The organism is Alkalibacterium subtropicum, from assembly GCF_900112455.1.
GTDB lineage: Bacteria > Bacillota > Bacilli > Lactobacillales > Carnobacteriaceae_A > Alkalibacterium > Alkalibacterium subtropicum.
This window is the reverse complement of the sequence record NZ_FOLT01000003.1, coordinates 298,887-317,943: the sequence shown is the minus strand read 5'-3', so window position 1 is coordinate 317,943 and position 19,057 is coordinate 298,887. Positions and strand designations below refer to the sequence as shown.

18 protein-coding genes and 1 pseudogene are annotated in these 19,057 nt (G+C 43.5%); 15 read left to right on the top strand and 4 right to left on the bottom strand.

The window, feature by feature from the left end; genetic code table 11:
* Nucleotides 1–154: 154 nt before the first annotated feature.
* Nucleotides 155–856: a hypothetical protein gene (locus BM049_RS04945; protein ID WP_143079457.1), complete on the bottom strand. Its 702-nt coding sequence runs from the start codon at nt 854–856 to the stop codon at nt 155–157.
* A 268-nt stretch (nt 857–1,124) separates the two neighbouring features.
* Between BM049_RS04945 and BM049_RS04940 the strand changes: the two genes are divergently transcribed.
* Nucleotides 1,125–1,976: a CorA family divalent cation transporter gene (locus tag BM049_RS04940; protein WP_177188595.1), complete on the top strand. Its 852-nt coding sequence runs from the start codon at nt 1,125–1,127 to the stop codon at nt 1,974–1,976.
* Nucleotides 1,977–2,055: 79 nt separating this feature from the next.
* Nucleotides 2,056–2,232 carry a PspC domain-containing protein gene (locus tag BM049_RS04935; RefSeq protein WP_091529135.1) on the top strand — a complete coding sequence of 59 codons (177 nt, stop codon included), beginning with the start codon at nt 2,056–2,058 and terminating at the stop codon, nt 2,230–2,232.
* A 200-nt stretch (nt 2,233–2,432) separates the two neighbouring features.
* On the opposite strand, the gene BM049_RS04930 is transcribed toward BM049_RS04935, so the two are convergent.
* Nucleotides 2,433–3,320 carry a LysR family transcriptional regulator gene (locus BM049_RS04930; protein ID WP_091529133.1) on the bottom strand — a complete coding sequence of 296 codons (888 nt, stop codon included), beginning with the start codon at nt 3,318–3,320 and terminating at the stop codon, nt 2,433–2,435.
* A 496-nt stretch (nt 3,321–3,816) separates the two neighbouring features.
* Here BM049_RS04930 and BM049_RS04925 point away from each other — a divergent pair, with 496 nt between their 5' ends.
* From BM049_RS04925 to BM049_RS04910, 4 genes are all read left to right on the top strand, one after another.
* Nucleotides 3,817–5,514: an FAD-dependent oxidoreductase gene (locus tag BM049_RS04925; RefSeq protein WP_091529131.1), complete on the top strand. Its 1,698-nt coding sequence runs from the start codon at nt 3,817–3,819 to the stop codon at nt 5,512–5,514.
* 83 nt (nt 5,515–5,597) lie between these two features.
* Nucleotides 5,598–6,383, top strand: coding sequence for an ABC transporter permease (locus BM049_RS04920; protein ID WP_091529129.1), 786 nt, complete (start codon nt 5,598–5,600; stop codon nt 6,381–6,383).
* Nucleotides 6,384–6,385: 2 nt separating this feature from the next.
* Nucleotides 6,386–7,426, top strand: coding sequence for a taurine ABC transporter substrate-binding protein (locus BM049_RS04915; protein ID WP_218147201.1), 1,041 nt, complete (start codon nt 6,386–6,388; stop codon nt 7,424–7,426).
* Nucleotides 7,377–8,210: an ABC transporter ATP-binding protein gene (locus tag BM049_RS04910; RefSeq protein ID WP_245751862.1), complete on the top strand. Its 834-nt coding sequence runs from the start codon at nt 7,377–7,379 to the stop codon at nt 8,208–8,210. The genes BM049_RS04915 and BM049_RS04910 overlap by 50 nt, the downstream gene beginning before the upstream one ends.
* A gap of 155 nt (nt 8,211–8,365) precedes the next feature.
* Here the strand turns inward: BM049_RS04910 and BM049_RS12180 are convergent.
* Both BM049_RS12180 and BM049_RS04905 read right to left on the bottom strand, forming a co-directional pair.
* A pseudogene (locus BM049_RS12180) lies at nt 8,366–8,503 on the bottom strand (transposase); the annotation flags it as partial.
* Nucleotides 8,504–8,515: 12 nt separating this feature from the next.
* On the bottom strand, nt 8,516–9,436 hold the full coding sequence (locus tag BM049_RS04905) for an AEC family transporter (RefSeq protein WP_245751861.1): 921 nt from the start codon (nt 9,434–9,436) through the stop codon (nt 8,516–8,518).
* Nucleotides 9,437–9,657: 221 nt separating this feature from the next.
* Here BM049_RS04905 and BM049_RS04900 point away from each other — a divergent pair, with 221 nt between their 5' ends.
* From BM049_RS04900 to BM049_RS04860, 9 genes are all read left to right on the top strand, one after another.
* Nucleotides 9,658–10,851 (top strand): L-lactate MFS transporter, encoded by a 1,194-nt coding sequence (locus tag BM049_RS04900; protein WP_177188594.1) that lies wholly within the window; start codon nt 9,658–9,660, stop codon nt 10,849–10,851.
* Between the two features lie 173 nt (nt 10,852–11,024).
* Nucleotides 11,025–11,249, top strand: a complete 225-nt coding sequence (locus BM049_RS04895; RefSeq protein WP_091529123.1) for a hypothetical protein — start codon at nt 11,025–11,027, stop codon at nt 11,247–11,249.
* A 475-nt stretch (nt 11,250–11,724) separates the two neighbouring features.
* The gene (locus BM049_RS04890; protein WP_091529121.1) at nt 11,725–12,600 is read left to right on the top strand and encodes a phytoene/squalene synthase family protein; all 876 of its coding nucleotides are present in this window, start codon (nt 11,725–11,727) and stop codon (nt 12,598–12,600) included.
* 74 nt (nt 12,601–12,674) lie between these two features.
* Nucleotides 12,675–14,177, top strand: a complete 1,503-nt coding sequence (locus BM049_RS04885; RefSeq protein WP_091529119.1) for a phytoene desaturase family protein — start codon at nt 12,675–12,677, stop codon at nt 14,175–14,177.
* Nucleotides 14,178–14,214: 37 nt separating this feature from the next.
* Nucleotides 14,215–15,327, top strand: a complete 1,113-nt coding sequence (locus tag BM049_RS04880) for a glycosyltransferase family 2 protein (RefSeq protein ID WP_091529118.1) — start codon at nt 14,215–14,217, stop codon at nt 15,325–15,327.
* Between the two features lie 13 nt (nt 15,328–15,340).
* Nucleotides 15,341–15,826: a glycosyl-4,4'-diaponeurosporenoate acyltransferase CrtO family protein gene (locus BM049_RS04875; RefSeq protein ID WP_091529116.1), complete on the top strand. Its 486-nt coding sequence runs from the start codon at nt 15,341–15,343 to the stop codon at nt 15,824–15,826.
* A 46-nt stretch (nt 15,827–15,872) separates the two neighbouring features.
* The gene (locus BM049_RS04870; RefSeq protein ID WP_091529115.1) at nt 15,873–16,736 is read left to right on the top strand and encodes a VOC family protein; all 864 of its coding nucleotides are present in this window, start codon (nt 15,873–15,875) and stop codon (nt 16,734–16,736) included.
* A 288-nt stretch (nt 16,737–17,024) separates the two neighbouring features.
* Nucleotides 17,025–18,026 (top strand): hypothetical protein, encoded by a 1,002-nt coding sequence (locus tag BM049_RS04865; RefSeq protein ID WP_091529113.1) that lies wholly within the window; start codon nt 17,025–17,027, stop codon nt 18,024–18,026.
* A 373-nt stretch (nt 18,027–18,399) separates the two neighbouring features.
* Complete coding sequence (locus tag BM049_RS04860; protein WP_091529112.1) at nt 18,400–18,972, top strand: hypothetical protein; 573 nt, start codon at nt 18,400–18,402, stop codon at nt 18,970–18,972.
* Nucleotides 18,973–19,057: the final 85 nt, after the last annotated feature.

Sequence of the window (19,057 nt, the reverse complement as noted above, 5' to 3'; positions counted from 1 at the left end):
GGCCCGACGAATTGCTTACCCACTCAAAGCAGCTTTACCTTTGAGATGACAAAGGTAAAGCCAGCAACGTCATCTTTCTGCTGACTACTATTAAATGTGCCCTAAAAAAGGAGAGGCCGGGACTTTTTTGTCCTGGCCTCTTTTTAACTGAATATCACAATAAAATAAACAGGAAACTGGCACTCAGTACACCGGTGATGAATCCCTCCAGATTACCTTCCCTTTCTGAGGGAAGCTCGTGTTTCACGACGTTCAGCGTCATCGCTCCAGTAACGAAAGCCTCTACGCTACCGATAAAGTATTCGGGAAAGTCGCTCCAGTGTCCGATAAGGTAGCCAATGAGGATACTGATCGAAAGGATCTGCCTGCCATAATGATCATAGGCTTCTTCATGGTGATGGCGCAGCCCCCAGTCGTTGGTAATGAAATGAAGCGCAAAGGCCACAAAGAAAATCAGGAGAGAGGTATTCAAGACATTCCGGTAAGTAAGTAGATAGCCGATCATCATATTGTAAAGTGAAAAGAAAGCGATATGGGACCAGAAGAGAGCTGATTCTGTGACATTGGGTTTCCGGATTTCTTCATCTTCATAAGCTTTTGATATGAGTCTATCCAGCACATAGACAAGGACTAATCCGCTGAGTGCCACCATGTATAAAGCATAGTGCATAACATGACCTTCCAGCCACTGAATGTGTTCTTCCGCTATAGCCTGAGTATGAGCCACTGCAGGCCATAAATGAATAAAAACATAGGCGATGCCTACGCCGGCGGAAAAAGAAATGAAACGACGCAGGCCGATTTTTTCAAATTTCAGATGGATCGAAAAAAAATGAATGATGACAAAAGCAGTCATAAGGACACCGGATAATAGCATGATTTCGCATCAGTCAGTCTGACGCCTGTCCCTCCTTTCTAGGAATATCAAGTTATATCAAGTTTACCTTATATCTCACGAAAATTCGACTCAAGTCCTTTCGTGGGGGGCTGGACACATAAAAGATGACGTTTTCAGATATTAAGAGTACACTGGAAACAGAGAACAGATTGGAGAAAGCGAGGGTGAAAGGATGCTGACTGAAGGACAACACTTAAATCATCGACCTAGGGGTAACTGGATCATTATGAGCTGCCCGTCAGAGACAGAGAAGAATAAACTGATCAATGTACTCGGCCTGCCGGTGTCCTTTTTTGAATCGAAGGAAGAAAAAGCCATAGCAAGCATGCAGTCATATTACACCCATTTAAATGAAGAAGGATTCATTTTACATATGCCGTTATGGGATAAAAGTGAATTTTCCAAACTTGAACCAGCGTCACGGTCCATAACCAGTTATGCTGCACCAGACATGACCCTGATCTGGACAGGTGCATCGAAACATAAGGATACGGTTACCGCAATGGAACGATCCCAGTCTGCCATCGACTATATTTATGAAGAAATCATGGAAGTGTATGCCGATCTTTCGGCAGTCCTTGACGATCTTCAGACACGGATCGTGGAAGTGGAAAGTCAGACGAAAGAGAAAGCGAATCGGGAGGTCTTATTGCAGCTGACCGATCTCGAACAGGAAGTGGTGATCGCCTCCAGCCGCCTGGACGACTATGAGGAAAGCCTGAGCCGCTTTCTGAACCATCCTCTCGTTGATAAAAATTTAAGTATCAATCACCGTGAAGATATTCGTCTGGTCGTGAAAAAAGCGCACTATCGTATCCACCTATACAGAGACTTAGTGGAATCGACCAGCGGACTCCTGTCAGACAGCATCGACAACAAACTGAACACCATCATGGAATATCTGCAGACCTGGGCTCTAGTCATTTCCATCCCCACGCTGATTTTCAGTCTGTTCGGGATCAATACGAACGGCATGATCGGCAGAGAAACTCCTTTTGGCTCATGGATCGTGATCATTGCTGCGGTTCTTTTAGGCGCCGTGACGGCCTGGTGGTTGAGGAGGAAAGAGTTCAAATAAAGAGGCTCTGGTTAGAATAATTCTTTCGTTTCGGTTAAACTGAAAGTACCAACCATCAATGATTAAAGGAGGCTCATATATGAATGGTAAAAAATTGAGACGATCGACTTCTGATCGTATATTTGCAGGTGTCTGCGGTGGGATCGCTGAATTCTTCGGTATTTCTTCACTGGCAGTGAGGGTATTGTTCGTTGTTCTTGGACCGCTGGATTTTCTGCTTTATATTATTCTCGCAGTGATCATACCTGAGGAATAGTGAAAAATGGCGTGTCATATTCAGTGAGTAAATGCGAGCTGATGATGTGTCAGCAAATTAATCGATCAAAAAAACGTTCAGTGACTGAATCCGATTCAGTCATTGAACGTTTTTTGAGCCTTTTTGAATGATCATACGCCATGTTGATTCAAAGACGGAAGTAAGCCGCCAGTGAAAAACGGGTCGGCAGAACTGAGCATCTACAGGTCGGCATCGAGGTTTTTTGTGAACAAATGAATGATTTTATCGATCTCATCTTTATTGGCATTTGTTTTGTCACAGACTAAATAAAAATCCTGATAGAAGGACACATCTTCGATCGTGATCGTGTCGAGTATATGAGCATCAAGTTCCTCGATAACAGAAATGGCGTAAAGAAAACCAATGCCTTTGTTCGCTGCTATATAATTTTTTAATAGAGCGATATTTCCGATACGTGTGTTGTGTCTAAACTGGTCACACGTGAGTCCATGCTTTTTAAAGAACTGTTCGACACTGTCACATACACCGGATCCCTGCTCCCGCGAGAGCAAATTTTCGGTAAACAATTCATTTATGGAAACTTTTTTTCCGGCCAATGGATGTTCAGGCGAGCATGCCAGGATGACGGAATCGCGATAGAAGGGGCGCGTACAATATTTTTCTGTGTCCACCGGTCCTGAAATAAAGGCATATTTGATTTTGCCTTCTTCGAGGTGATTCAGCAGCCGGGTCGTATTGTCGACCACTAAATCTATTTTCAAATCAGGAATATTCAGAAGCTCTGTATAAGAAGGGATAAAATACTCTCCGATCGTTCGGCTGGCCCCAAGCGTAACATGGCGCTCGGGGACTTTATCAGAAAGGTGCAATTTCACATCTTCGATTTCAGCCTCTAATTCTTCTATTTTTTTCTTTAAAAACAAGCCTTTACGTGTCAGAGTCAACTGGCGATCCTCATAGTTGACGAGTTTGGTGTTCAGATGCTGTTCAATATATCGGATGTGCTTGCTCACTGCTGGCTGACTAAGCGATAATTTTTTTGCGGCTTTGGTGTAATTGAGTTCGTTTGCCACCACTAAAAATGTTTTATAACGATAATCCAACATCGCTTCTTGAACCTACTTTCGTTTGAATGTTTTCTCTAGTAACTATACCATGACAGAAAACAGCGAACAACTTGACTAAGAATTTACTCATTTATTCACAAAGTATAGCAGACACATGACGGATAAATGAGTAAAGGAAACGGTTTTAGCGGGATTTTCTACACAATATCATAACATCTGGTTATAGAGACATTCTTAAATACTATTTTACAATGATCAGTTTACAGGTTAAAGTGTAAGATGCAAATAGAATAATGCTTTTATAAGTGAAATTTTTCACTAACAGACTGTTTCTTGAGGGACATCTCTTTGGGTTCTGAATGAAAAAATGACACTCAGTGTTCACTTGTAAGTAAATATAACCGGTTTTTACCTCGACTGTTATCGGGCAGGGGTGATCTTCAATAGAGGAGCAGACACGTGGGCCTTCCCTAAAAAGGTATGCTCTTGACCGCTGTGAATGAAATGCAAGTAAAATATTAGGAGGAGAAATAAAATGAGTAAAAAAGTATTGATCGTAGGTGGCGTTGCCGGAGGAGCCTCTGTTGCTGCTCGCGTAAGAAGATTGGATGAACAGGCAGAAATCATTATGTTTGAAAAGGGACCTTATGTATCTTTTTCAAACTGCAGTATCCCCTTTCACATCAGTGGCGAAGTTGAAGAGTCACAGGATCTGATTCTGATGCAGCCGAGCAAATTCGACTCACAGTACAAGATCGATGCGCGTGTGTATAATGAAGTCATTGAAATCAACCGCGAAGACAAAACTGTTGAAGTCAAGAATCATCAAACAGGTGAATCATATACTGAGTCATACGATGTCCTTTTCTTATCTCCTGGCGCAAAAGCGATTTTACCTCAGAATATCAAAGGTATCAATGACCCGCACGTCTTTGTCATGAAGACTGTACCGGATGTAGAAGGTTTGATGAGTTATACGACAGCTCATGACGTGAAAGACGTGGCCGTAGTCGGCGGAGGCTATATCGGTCTGGAAGTTGCAGAGAACCTGAAAAAAGCCGGGTATGCAGTAACGATAATCGAAGCCCAAAATCAGGTAATGGCATCAATGGATTATGACATGGTCCAAATAATGAACAGAGAAATCATGAGAAATGGCATCGAACTGATTTTAGAAGATGCGGTGACAGAAATCAATGAGGATCACGTCGTTCTCCAATCAGGGAAAGAAGTCAAGGCTCAGGCTGTCGTCATGTCTATAGGTGTGCGTCCAGAAACAACACTTGCTGTCAAAGCGGGATTGGATTTGGGACAAACCGGGGGCATAAAGGTCAATCATCATTATCAAACGTCTGATCCTTCGATCTATGCTGTTGGAGACGCGATCGAAAGCACGTGTTTCTTTACACGCAAGAAAAAAATGCTGACACTGGCAGGGCCTGCTCAGCGACAGGCACGTGCGGCAGTGGACCATGAATATGGACGAACCTATTTGAATACCGGTGTGATAGGCTCATCAAGTGTCAAAATGTTTGATTTAAATGCTGCTAACACTGGTCTCAATGAAAAGCAGTTGAAGGCTGCAGGCATCGACTATGATTTTGCTTATGTCATTCCAAAAGATAAAGTGGGTCTCATGCCGGATGCAGAAAACTTGTTCTTCAAGCTTATCTTTGCTGTGCCTTCAGGTCAGATCATCGGTGCACAGGCCATAGGTAAGGGTAATGTAGACAAGCGTATAGATGTCATAGCCACAGCGATCATGCTGCACGGAAACCTTGAACAGCTGAAAGAACTGGAACTCACATACTCTCCTCATTTCTCAACAGCCAAAGATGTCGTCAATCATGCAGTACTGGTAGGATTGAACATTCTTAATGGAGAATTCAAAAAAGTACCTGTAACAAAAGTTAGAGAATTAGTAGAAAACAAAGCGATGATCATCGATGCCCGTGAAGAAAATGAATATGCTAAAAGTCACATTAAGGGCGCAGTCAATATCCCGCTGAGTCAATTCCGTGATCGTCTGGATGAAATACCTAAAGATCAGCCGGTGTATGTCCACTGTCGTTCAAGTCAGCGCAGTTATAACATGGTCCGGGCTTTGGGACACTTGGGTTATTCAAACATCTATAACATCGATGGTTCATTCCTTGGTGTGAGCGAGTATGAATACTTCAATGATGTAAGACTGAATAGAGATCCAATCGTTACAGATTACAATTTTGCTTAACAAATCACTTGAGAAGAAAAATTCTACACGAATTTTTCTTCTTTTTGATGTCGGGCACCACACTTTTTATTTCGGAGGGAACAATGAAGCGACAGAAAATGGATACGCACCTTGAACGGGCTCTCACATTAGGAACATGGGTGGTGATACTGCTGGTTTGGGTGGCGGCGACACGATCGGAAGGACTGTCCTCACACATCTTGCCTTCACCGCAGCAGGTGTGGCGAGCGTTAGTCCAGATTATGCAGGAGGGCTATAACCAGATCAGCTTGTGGCAGCATCTGGGTGACAGTTTCATACGGCTTTTCGGTTCACTGTTTTTAGCGATAATAACGGCGATCCCGCTGGGCCTGTTGAGTGGCTTTTTTCCTAAATTCAGAGCCATCATCGATTCGCTCGTTCAGTTTTACCGGCCAATTCCACCATTGGCCTATTATGCTTTACTGATTTTATGGATGGGCATTGAAGATGGATCGAAAATCACTTTATTATATTTAGCTGCCTTTGCACCTGTATACATCGCCTGTGTAGCTGCAGTAAGCAGTATTAATCGTGACTATGTGTTAAGTGCACAGTCGCTGGGGGCATCTCAGAAAGATGTTTTCATGAAAATCATCCTGCCCGCTGCCATGCCGGATATTTTCACTGGCGTACGTACGGCGAGCGGGTTTGCCTACACGACGCTCGTCGCGGCAGAAATGACTGCGGCGACATCTGGGATCGGCTGGATGGTCATCGATGCATCAAGATACCTGAAATCAGATGTGATGTTTGTCGGGATCATTCTGATGGGTATCACGGGACTCTTGATGGATGGACTGTTTATCTTACTTGAACGAAAATTTATTTTTTGGAAAGGAAACGAATAAGAATGATGAAAATGAAAAATATAACCAACCTGGTGTTTGCTGTTTCGAGTCTCGGGGCTTTAAGTTTAGCCGGTTGCTCCAGCGGGACCACCGCGGAGCCGAATCAGGTGGATGAAATAAACATCGGCTATCTGCGCGTACCGAATGATGAGATGGTTTCTCTATCTTCTGGCCTATACGAGGAACATTTTGCAGAAAAAGGGATCAAGACGAACTTTATCGCGTTCGACTCCGGGGTGGACGCGAACAAGGCCCTGGCATCTGGAAGCATCGATTTTGCTTCAATGGGTAATACGAATGGCATCATCGCGCTGGCCACAGACATTGGAGCAGAAATGATCTGGATCCATGAAGTTTTAGGAGAAATCGAAGCTCTTGCAGTGAGGGAAGGAGCGGGGATCGAAGAAATCAAAGACCTCGAAGGCCGAAAGATAGCCACAACGTTTGCATCGACCTCCCACTATAGTTTGCTTCAGTCACTTAAAGAGGAAGGTATTTCAGATGAGGTGGAGCTTCTGGACATGCAGACAATGGATATTGTGGCCGCCTGGGAAAGAGGCGATATCGATGCCGCCTACACCTGGCAGCCTTCACTCGGAAAACTGCTGGAGGACGGAAAAACGATACTATCCTCAGCTGAAGTGGCAGAGATGGGACACAAAACCGCGAATGTACTGCTGACACGTCAGGCATTTTCAGAACAGAACCCGGAGATCGTTGCTGATTTCATCGAAGCGACCATTGCCGGGGGAGATATTTACCGTCAGGATTCTAATGAAGCGGCAGAAATCGTCTCAGAATCCCTGGAAATAGATCCAGAGGATGCTTTGAAACAGATGGAGGGTTCCCTATGGCTTTCTCCTGAGGACCAGATCACCCAGGATTATCTGGGTACCACTGAAAAACCTGGAGATTTTTCTAAAGTGATGAAAGAGACAGGCGATTTTCTTGAAGAGCAGGGTTCGATTCAAACGTCTCCTGAGCAGTCAGTTTATGATGGATTTATCGATCCACAATTTATCGAAAGAGTTCTGGGAAGGTAAACATATGGATGAAAAACAGCAGCTTATAAATCTGAAGAATGTATCCATGATTTTTGGTGAAGGTTCACAGCAGACGACGGCACTGGAAAATATCGATTTAAAAGTGAATAAGGGGGAGTTCATCTGTGTTCTCGGCCCCTCAGGCTGCGGAAAAAGTACGCTGCTCAAAATCATCGCCGGCTATCAGTTTCCGACAAAAGGAGAAGCGGTCTTTCAGGACCGGCCGATCGAGGGACCGGACTGGCACAAAGCTGTCGTGTTCCAGTCCCCGACGCTTTATCCCTGGTTGACGGTTGAACAAAATATAACCTTTGGTCCCAGGATCAGAGGGGTGGAACGAGAAGTGATACAGGAAAAAACAGAACACATATTAGAGCAGATCGGCTTGTCTCAAGATGCCGGAAAAAACATTTTTGAGCTCTCTGGCGGGATGAAGCAGCGTGTCGCTTTAGCCAGAGTGCTCGCCAATGAACCGGAACTGATCCTCATGGACGAACCTCTAGGCGCCCTTGATGCCCTGACTCGTTTGAACATGCAGGGGCTGATCCGAAATGTATGGAAAGAAAACGGCAATACGGTGCTGATGATCACACATGATGTGGATGAAGCCATGGCTTTGGGGACGCGAGTCATCGTCATGTCAAAGCAGCCGGGACGAATCCTGCAGGAAATCGAGATGGATTATACGTATTCGGCGTTTCGGTCAGATACTCACCGCATAGAGATGGATAAGAATTATTTAAAGACAAAAGACGAGATCCTTGATTTGATCAGTCTGGATTGACAGGTCAATCGTCTGGGGAAGGGCCGTGTATTCTGCGGTAGTTTAATAATTAAAATAAACATGCGCTCTAAGCCTGGTTCGATCCAGCTGAAGAGCGCATGTTTTATTAACATGAAACGGGAATTATTTGGAACGTTAGTAAGGAAACCCCGGTTTCATCCAGTCGAACGCCCGCTGTTGGACTTTGTCAGTTCATCATTGACTAATTGCATGAAGTCATCTTTAGACACCTTGCCTACCGTACTGGCAAAATAACTATGTGACCATAAGGAACCTTTCCAAAGCTCCTTATTCTTATCGGGAAATTACAGAATAAATACAAGTGCCAGTGTCATGAGAACAAGAGAGACCATGATGCTTGCGGAAGCAAGGAAACTGGCTAATGAACGTTCGGATTCATATGCGATGATATTGATCGTTGCAACTGTTCCGATCGGCGCCAGAGCCAAAAGAACAAGGGACATGCGTACGATATCTGGTAAAGGCAGGAAGAAGTAGAAAACAAGGGCTAAGCCGATACCTAAAGCATAGCGAGTGAAAAGTAAAACCAGGACCTTCTTCAGCGCGTTCGCATCGATGCGTATATCCAAATATAACCCTACCATAAACATGGCGAGAAAGGCATTGCCACTGGAAAAGAGCCTGAAGATGGAAAGTACATTTTCCGGGAGCACGATGCCGACGAGTGCCAGTGAAAACATGATTATGTAAGTAGTAAAGGATGGAGAACGGAACAAGTTCAGGAAGGTCCTGAATAAATGATTATTAGATCGACGCTGTTGGGTCATTTTATCTACGACCATGGGAGTGCCGCCAAAAATCATTAAAGCGTTACCCATATCGAAGCTGCCGATATAAGGAATTGCGGCGGGGAAGAAGCCCTGCACAAAAGGAATGGTAAAGTTTCCAATATTGTAACCGGCTTGACTGAACATCATCAGTGACTGGTTGGGGGCATCTTTTTTTCGCCACACGTACCCGCCGATCAGAACGAGTCCGAGGTTGGAAACCAGACCTAAAGATATCATTATAAATAAAATAGGCTCAACAGTTACCGCGTTAAAGCCGACGACGATCGTTGCCGGCAAGGTCAAGTTTAAAATGATTTTCTGCAGTACGATACCATCAGTGGCTTTAAAAATCCTGATTTTTTTGAACAGGTAAGCGACCATAATGACAAGCAGAAACTGCAGGGATTGAAGCAGGACGATCAGCACATTTTTCACACCTCTCTAAACACAGTATAGTATAACATGTTTCAAATCGATACAAAATAATTGTTTGATAATCAAAGTATATTATAGTATCATTTATGATGCAATAAACATAAATTCAGAGAATTTATTTATTTATATCAAACGATTATGTTTAAACTTTCTTATGAGTGAGGACTTTCTATTTACTTATCAGAACTGCTTCAATCTATTTTAAAAAAGGGGAGATGAAGATGAAAGAAGAATCAAAGGAAACGAAAGAAACGAAAAGGTGGCAGGTACTTTTGGGAGGCGTTTTGATGCAGCTCTGTATAGGCGGTATTTACACATGGAGCTTATTCAACCAGCCTCTCGTTGATACATACGGCTGGGCCCGGACAGAAGTCTTCACAGCCTACTCGCTGATCGTCTTTATCTTTGCTTTAGTGACTATTTACTCAGGGCGACTGCAGGACAAGATCGGTCCCCGCAAAGTTGGAACGATAGGCATCATATTTTTTAGTGTCGGCTTGATCGTTGCTTCACTGGCCCGAACCCTTCCCGTTTTATATTTAGGGTACAGTGTTCTCGGCGGTATCGGTGTCGGAATGGTGTATGTCTGCCCTCTGTCGACATCATTGAAATGGTACCCAAAGAAAAAGGGGATGGTTACCGGGATCATCGTTGGAGCCTTTGGACTTGGCGGCTTTGTTTTTAACTTTGTGCTCAGTTTTTTGATCCAGGAAATCGGCGTTTCTCAAACGTTTCTGGTTCAAGGGCTGGTTTATGCGGTCGTCGGTCTGACTGGTGCCCAAATGCTGAAGGTACCCAAAAAAACAGACAGCAGCCAGCACGTTCTGGTCAACGAAAACGATTTTCAGCCTAGACAGATGCTGAAGACCAGGTCCTTTTATCTCTTGTGGATCATTTACTTTATCGGTAGTTTGAGTGGTCTGGTAGTGATTGGTTTGGCACAGGATATCGCCCGCGAAGTTGTTGGACTGTCTCCACAGATCGCCGGGTATTCGATTGCCGTGGCGGCAGTCGCCAATGCGGTCGGCCGAATCGGGTGGGGGGCATTATCGGATATTTTCGGACGTCTCCGGGTATTCAGCCTGCTGTTTATCATTACAGCCTTATCCATGCTGATTTTAAGTCTGTGGACAAATCAGGCTTTCCTGTATTTCTTCGTCCTGGTCCTGATCGTCAGCAGTTTCGGAGGCTTTCTTGCAACCTTTCCGGCAATTACTAGTGATTACTTTGGATCATATTATTTTGGTTCGAATTACGGCCTGATTTATCAGGCGTACGGCGTGGCATCTCTGGCAGGCCCCTTTTTACTGGGACTTACGGATCAGGATACGCACGCTTTTCTGATCGCCAGTATCCTTTCTGTGGGAGGGCTGCTGCTGACGCTGTTCGTCAGACCACCGAAAACAGCCTATTAAGAATATAAATCCTTTATTAATAATTATGTATGTCAGCAAAAAAAGACTGGATATCCAGTCTTTTTTTGTTTTAAACATGCAAGCAGATGGGACGGGTTATTCTGTTCAAGCGCTTTCATTTATGCTATACTGAAAATGGAAATAGGTGGAAGCAGGAGAAAGGAGAATGCGTCATGTTATTCACAGAAGTATCAGATGAACATGCAAAAGATAAGCATCCGGCAGAGATACTGGCGATCGTAACCGGTATTGATAAAAAGGTCATCATGGAAGGTGTCAATGAACACGGGTATCAGAAGGTTTTAGACGATCCATCCTTACTCGATATTTCAGAAGAAGATCAGAAACGTATTATAGAAGCACGAAAACTGGGTTATCTTGACGCGACACTTTTATAAGGACTAAGCTAGAAGCTACTCTCCTTCCAGAGTAGCTTTTTCCTTTATATTGTGCGTCGATTTTTGCAGCCCCAACGATACTGATTTGATTTCTTTTAATAGAGTTCATCTAAGCCGCTGCGTTTACTCCATTGGGCAGATCAGGAGTGAGTGCAGCAATTTAGATGGTTTCTTTCATGCACAGGTACAAAAGGTCTGTATTTGGGCCTGCCAGAGTCGTTCCGTTCTTATAAAGGTGTATTGGCCGGAGTGAAATCAAACAGCCACTGAGTACGTCCAATGAAAGAGCATAGCCTCACTGAGGAGTGGGATGGCAACCGATTGCTCAAAGTTTGAAAATACTGTGAAGGACGACTTTATTATTTCTAATTAATAGTATTTATATGGTAAGCTATTATAAAGATTCAAGGAAAACTGTTATGTAGAATAAGAAATAATATCTCATAACCCCCTCAAAAAATAGAGGAGGAAAATCATGAATAAAAAAAGTAGAACAGCCTCTGACAGAACGGTCGCCTATGCGTATTGCGAGGAGATTATAAAGAAACATTCTAAAAGTTTTTATTTTGCCTTTTCCAAACTTCCAAAAGAAAAGGCCAATGCTGTGTATGCGATCTATGCTTTTTGTCGACTGGCAGATGACAGCATCGATGAAGCGGAGACTAAGGAAGCCCAGGGTGATGCCTTGACTTTCTTGACTAACGAACTGAATCGTTTTGAAGAGGGACATGAACCGGATCATCCGGTGTGGCAGGCATTGAGAGATGTTTTTGAACGTTATGACATGTCTATTGAGCCTTTTTATGATCAGCTTAATGGACAAGCCATGGATTATCATTTCAAACAGCCGCTGACGATGGACGATCTGGAGGAATACAGTTATTATGTTGCCGGATCCGTTGGACTCATGCTTTTGCCGGTTATCGCTTCCGAAAATCACAAAGATCTGGAGGAAGATGCGATCGCTCTGGGTGTGGCGATGCAGTTGACTAATATACTGAGAGATATCGGGGAAGATTATCAGAAAAGCAATCGGATATATCTGCCGAAAGAATTGATGGATGAAGAAAATTACAGCGAAGCCGAACTCGCCGCTCAGATCATTAACTCCTCGTTTATTGCCGTTTGGGAGACCATTGCGCATCGTGCAGAACAACTTTACGAAAAATTTGAACAGTCTCTGAAGTATTTTGACAAAGACAGTCAGCTTCAAGTGGCCTTGTCAGCAAAAGTATACGGCGGCATCCTTGATGCTGTGAGAGAGAATGATTATGACTGTTTCTCAGTGAGAAACAAAACGTCTGCTGCAAAAAAAGTCGTCTTTTACAATGAAGTGAAAAACAGTCTGTGAACGAGACTAACGAAGTGAAACATAATAAAATATGAGGATAAATCGTTATCCGAAATGAAGTGGAGTGGTTAGTGATGACAAAATCAGTAGATGTTGTAGTGGTCGGTGGCGGGTTAGGAGGTTTATCCGCCGCCATTTCTTTAGCTCAAAAAGGATATCGCGTGGCCTTGTATGAGAAAAACAAGCATCTCGGAGGGAAACTGAATCGTCTGGAGGCTGAGGGATTCGGCTTTGATCTGGGACCGTCCATACTGACTATGCCGCATATCTTCAGGAAACTGTTTGAACAGAGCAGCAAGCTCATGGAAGATTACGTATCGATCAGGCAGCTGGATCACGAATGGCGATCCTTTTTTATGGACGGGACTGTTCTGGATCTTTACAATTCAACAGAAGCCATGCTTCAAAAGAATGAGGAACTGTCTGAAAAGGATATCGATGAATTCAAAGATTACCTTGATTACACGAAAGGATTATATGAAAAGACTGAAGCTGGCTACTTCGGTAAAGGCCTGGATACGATGAAAGAAGTACTCGATCATCACGGCTACCTCAGCGCACTGAAAGATTTTGATTATTTCCATACTATGTCTCAGGGCATCGAAAAACGCATTTCTAATCCGTACTTAAGCGACATGCTAAAATACTTTATCAAATATGTCGGGTCTTCTGCAGACAATGCACCTGCGATCCTGAACGTCCTGCCATATGTGCAATATGACTTTGGGCTATGGTATGTGGACGGCGGCATGCATAAGCTGGGAGAAGGTCTGGTGAGACTGGCTGAAGAAATCGGTGTCGCGCTCCATACAGAAACAGAAGTAAGCGAAATCTTAGTGGATGCCGATAAGAATGTCTATGGCATTCAGCTGGCGACAGGCGAAACGGTACAGGCAGACCGTGTGGTTTCAAATATGGAAGTGATTCCTGCCTACGACCGGCTCCTTCACGTGGATAAAGCCAAGATCACTAAGCTTGAGGAAAAATTTGAGCCCGCTGCCTCAGGAATCGTCCTGCATCTGGGTGTAGACAGAGAGTATCCGCAGCTTGCACATCACAACTTTTTCTTTTCAGCTGACTCAGAAAAGAACTATGAAACGGTCTTTGACAAACACGGCTTACCGAAAGACCCGACCATCTACCTTGTGAACAGCAACAAAACAGATCCAGACCAGTCATTGCCCGGTCATGAAAATATAAAGATACTTCCTCATATCCCTTATATTCAAGACGTTCCGTTCACCGAGGAAGACTATGCCCGGTTGAGAGAGCGTGTCCTGATCAAACTGGAACATATGGGGTTGACGGATCTCAGAAAGCATATCGTATTTGAGGATCAATGGACCCCTCACGATATCGAGCAGCACTATTATTCCAATCGCGGGGCTATTTACGGTGTCGTTTCAGATCGCAAAAAGAATAAAGGATTCAAATTTCCCAAAAAGAGTCAGTTATTCAATAATTTGTATTTTGCTGGTGGTTCAGTCAACCCGGGCGGCGGCATGCCAATGGTGACTCTCAGCGGTCAGCAGGTGAGTGATATCATCGAAAAAGAAGATAGAGACAGTAAAAGATAAAAAAGCACGTTCAATAAAGTGAGAGGAAGGATATCAGATGGCACAAATGATACAGTTACTTCTATTTCTTATTGCTTTTTTGAGCGGCTTTTTCTTTTTGTGGAAACTGCCGCTGATCAAGCAGGCTAAAGGTGGAGGCCTTCCAGCTTCCGTATCGGTCATTATTCCTGCAAGAGATGAAGAAACATCCTTGCCCAAACTGCTCGCTTCTTTAAATGGTCAGTCTCTTGACATCAAAGAAATCATCGTGGTAGATGATGAATCAGAAGACAGGACTGTTGAAATAGCTGAAGAATATGATGCAGTTGTACTGTCGACCAGAGAGTCAGAATATTCCGTGGCGGGCAAGTCGTCAGCATGCTGGCTGGGAGCGCAGCACGCCAAGGGCGACTATTTGGCATTTATGGATTCGGACACGCAATGTGCACACAAGCATGCGTTCAAGGATATCCTAGCGCAGTTTAAAAGAAATGGAGATACGGGCCTTTTATCCATTCAGCCCTACCATGTGATCCAGTCATTTTATGAAACCTTGTCCATCGTGCCCAATATCATCGTACTGGCAGGTTTGAATCGCTATACTTTTTTTAACAAACGGATCCCTGAAAGAGGAGCATTCGGCCCCTTCCTCTTTGTTAAGGCAGACGAGTACTTTAAATTAGGTGGTCATGAGGCCACGCTATATACACATATGGACGGCCTTGCAATGGCTGATCTATACCAGAAAGAAGATTACCCCGTTACTGTTTATGGAGGGAAAAACAGCATCCATTTCAGGATGTATCCGGAAGGCCTTCAGCAGCTGATCCAGGGATGGACCAAAAGTTTTACCTACGGCGCTAAAGTGACTCATCCCATGGTGATGCTCTCGATCATGTTATGGGTCACGAGTACGTATCTGCTTCTTACGGGTTTCATTGATGGACTTTTGCGTTCGGATGTGAGTTATGTATTCATTATCCTGGTCGGTTATCTTTTGCATGCCGTGCAGTTCAGGTGGCTGATGAAGAAAGTTGGCCGATTCCCCTGGTGGACGATGCTGTTCTCGTTTATTTACATAAGTGCCTTCCTGCTGCTCTACCTATGGGCAGTTATTCAAGTTTACCTTTTAAAGAAAGTAAAATGGCGAGGACGCGAATACAAGTCGTGAAGGAGCATAACTGATGAGGTTATTCTTATTGGATTTAGGTGTGTGGCTGTTTTTACATTTAACTATCTCGCTCGGACTGATAAAATTACCCGACCGGTTCTTATCGGGTAGTCACTTGCTGTATGAACTGTTTAAAGAGCGTTCTTTTGAGAAAAATGGAAAGTTCTGGAAGGATAAAGTTAAGGTCCATAAATGGAAAGACAAGTTACCGGATGGTGCCTCGTTGTTCCATGCAGGGTATAAGAAAAAAGAATTGCAGAATAATGATATATATACGATCAGGGTATTTATTAAGGAAACAAAGCGGGCGGAGCTGACACACTGGCTGCTGATAGTTCCGGCCCCTTTTTTCTTTTTGTGGAATCCAGTATGGGCCGGTTGGGTAATGATCGTGTACGCTCTACTCGTCAATGTCCCCTTTATCATGATCCAGCGTTATAACCGGATCAGACTGACCCGTATAGAAAAGAAAAGACAGACTTATACTGACAAAAAGTAAGCAAAGTGATATACTAGTTTTGTAATAAATAAAAGGAGACGATTGAATGACGAACTTTGCTATAGACAAAAACTTAAGTATACATTCTGTTGACTTGAATGTCGAAGACCTTGAAAAGATGACGACGTACTATAAAGATAAAATTGGATTATCTATCCTCGAACAGTCAGCGAACCAAACTGCGCTTGGAACGGAAAACGGGAAGCAAGTTTTGATCAATTTGATCAAAACAGACACAAAGGCGTCACCGATGAGAAAAGCGGGACTGTTTCACACAGCCTTTCTCGTTCCGACACGCAGAGATCTCGGTAATGTCCTGTTCGGCCTCCTGAAAAAGGAAGTCCCTGTCGAAGGGGCTTCGGATCACGGTTATAGTGAAGCGATATATCTGACTGATCCTGAAGGAAACGGCATCGAGATTTACAGGGACAAGCCGCAGACTGCCTGGGACATAGAAGAAGACGGGACGATCAGAGGTGTGACAGAACAGATGGATGCAGAGGGGGTCCTTGCCAGCCGGACTGAAGAATTGGTCGATAAAATGCCTGAAGGAACGAAAATCGGACATGTTCATTTATCTGTAAGTGATTTGAAAAAATCTCAGGCCTTCTATATTGACGGTTTAGGCATGCAGCTGAAATATGAATTCGGCAGCCAGGCCCGATTTATTGCTGCTGCAGACTATCATCACCACTTAGGACTGAATACCTGGCTGGGCGTAAATATCCCTGAGAGAGAACAGTATGATATCGGACTTACTCGATTCACTTTAGCACTCAGCAGTGCAGTTGAATTAGAGAAAACGAAAGAGCATTTTAATGCTGAGGAGATCTCGATCAAAGATTCAGGAGAGAACTTTGTGACAGTAGTCGATCCGAATGGCATCCGTGTTACTCTAATTACAGCATAATGAATGCTTCAGGCGCTCCTTCAATCTGATTGAAGGAGTTTTTTCAATTTGCCTAAGCTTCAAAAGGCACATGCTCAATCCTTATTTTTTGTAATAATTGTTAAATTAATTAGAGAAGTGATTTTTTTCACAATATATTTTAATAATTAAAAGCTTGTTTCAAGGCTTTTTTTATATTTTTCATTTAAAATATGAACTTTTTTTTCAAAAATACTTTGACATAAAACAGAAACATGTTATTATAAATGTGCAGTTAATCACAACAAATAAAAGGTAGGAGGAACAAAGATGAAGTGGAACAAATTATTACTTATTACGGCGAGCATGGGGTTACTTGCTGCATGTGCCGACGAAGGAACAGATGAGGAAGTAACGGATGATACAGAAGAGGTTGCTGATGATACGGAAGATACAACCGAAGAATCTGATGCAACAACAGGCGCAACACAATCTGTTATCGGTAGTGCAGATGACCTTGAAGAAGCATTCTCTGCTGACGGCGGCTGGATCGTTATATTTGAAGGCGATGTAGAAGCTGATCAGGAACTGACATTGGCAGAAGGTCCTACAAATGACGGCGAAATCGCCCGCAAACTTGCTCTTTATACACAAGATGAAGACCGTAACATCCAGGAAAGATTCACTTTGACAGTCCCAAGCGTGACGATCGAAAGTGAAAACAGCCGTATCCAAGGTGGTACAGTTGCCGGTGACGTATATGTCAACGCAAACGGCTTCTCAATGCCTGAAGGAACGATCGACGGCGACCTGATTTTCGGAAGCGAAGAATATCAGGAATCAGCTGATTTAGAAGAAGGCGAAGTAACAGGTGAAGTACGAGTTGAAGGCGGAGAAGAAGAAGCTGATGCAACAACGGGTGCAACACAATCTGTTATCGCTGGCTCAGATGATCTGGAAGAAGCTTTCTCAGCAAATGGAGGCTGGATCGTTATATTTGAAGGCGATGTTGAAGCCGATCAGGAATTGACTTTAGCAGAAGGTCCAACGAATGATGGTGAAATCGCCCGTAAATTAGCTCTTTACACTCAAGATGCTGACCGTAACATTACTGATAGATATACTTTGACGATCCCAAGCGTAACGATCGAAAGTGAAAACAGCCGTATCCAAGGTGGTACAGTTGCCGGTGACGTATATGTCAACGCAAACGGCTTCTCACTGCCTGAAGGAACGATCGACGGTGACCTGATCTTTGGAAGCGAAGAATATCAGGAATCAGCTGACCTAGAAGAAGGCGAAGTAACAGGCGAAGTACGCGTCGAAGAATAAGACAAGTAAACTCCCCCTATAAAAATGAAACAGACTGCAGCCTGGCTGCAGTCTGTTTTTAATCTCAATCTAATATGTCGGTCTGGATACTCAGAACACAAGAGGGAGAGTAAAAGCAGTGGCTTTTGACTGGCTTGTGAGAATGATGACTCCAAGCTTATGACTATCGAAAATAGTATGTGAATGAGAAAAAAATGAGTGGATTTTTATATTTATAATAATTCGCAATTGTTGACGCCTTCACATATGTATTATATAGTAGGTTTTAGTAATGAACGAATCAGAATGTCCGAATGCTCGTGCTCTCTCCTTCTGTTTCAGTTCATTCTACGTGTTACAAATTTACTTCCATCAGGAAAGGTAAGGGATAATTATGAGTTTATTGAAAAAGAAATTTGCAGCAGGCGCTGCTGTAGTGGCTTTAGGCGGATTTTTAGGTGCATGTGATGATGCAGAAGAAACTGTCGAAGACACTACTGAAGAAGTAACAGATGAAGTTTCAGATGAAAATGGCGATGCTGTAACAGCCGCTTCAATTACTGATCAGGCAGATCAAGTCGTTGCTTCATTGAGTGAAGACGGTAACTGGCTTACTGCTCTTACTGCTGACGTAACTGTTGAAGAAGATATGACGGTTGCTGGAACATTCTACGACGGCGGAGAAGAATCAGGAGATGAATACCGTAAGTTAGCTTTATATACTCAAGATGACGAGCGTAACGTCACTGACACATTTACTTTGACTGTACCAATGATGACAGTTGAATCACCAAACTTCCGTATTCAGGAAGGAACTTTAGACGGCGATGTTTATGTTGACGCTGAAGGTTTCGAATTAGCTAACTCTACTGTTACAGGCGACGTCACATTCTCATCTCAAGAAATGATGGACGCTGCTATGATGGACGAAGGTACTGTTGAAGGCGAAGTAAGCGTAGAAGAGTAGTTTCCTCCGCTTTTCTTTTATTCACCTGTCAGTTCCATTAATCATCCAGTATGCTGGTATTCAACCTAACGGACTCAGGAGAGCA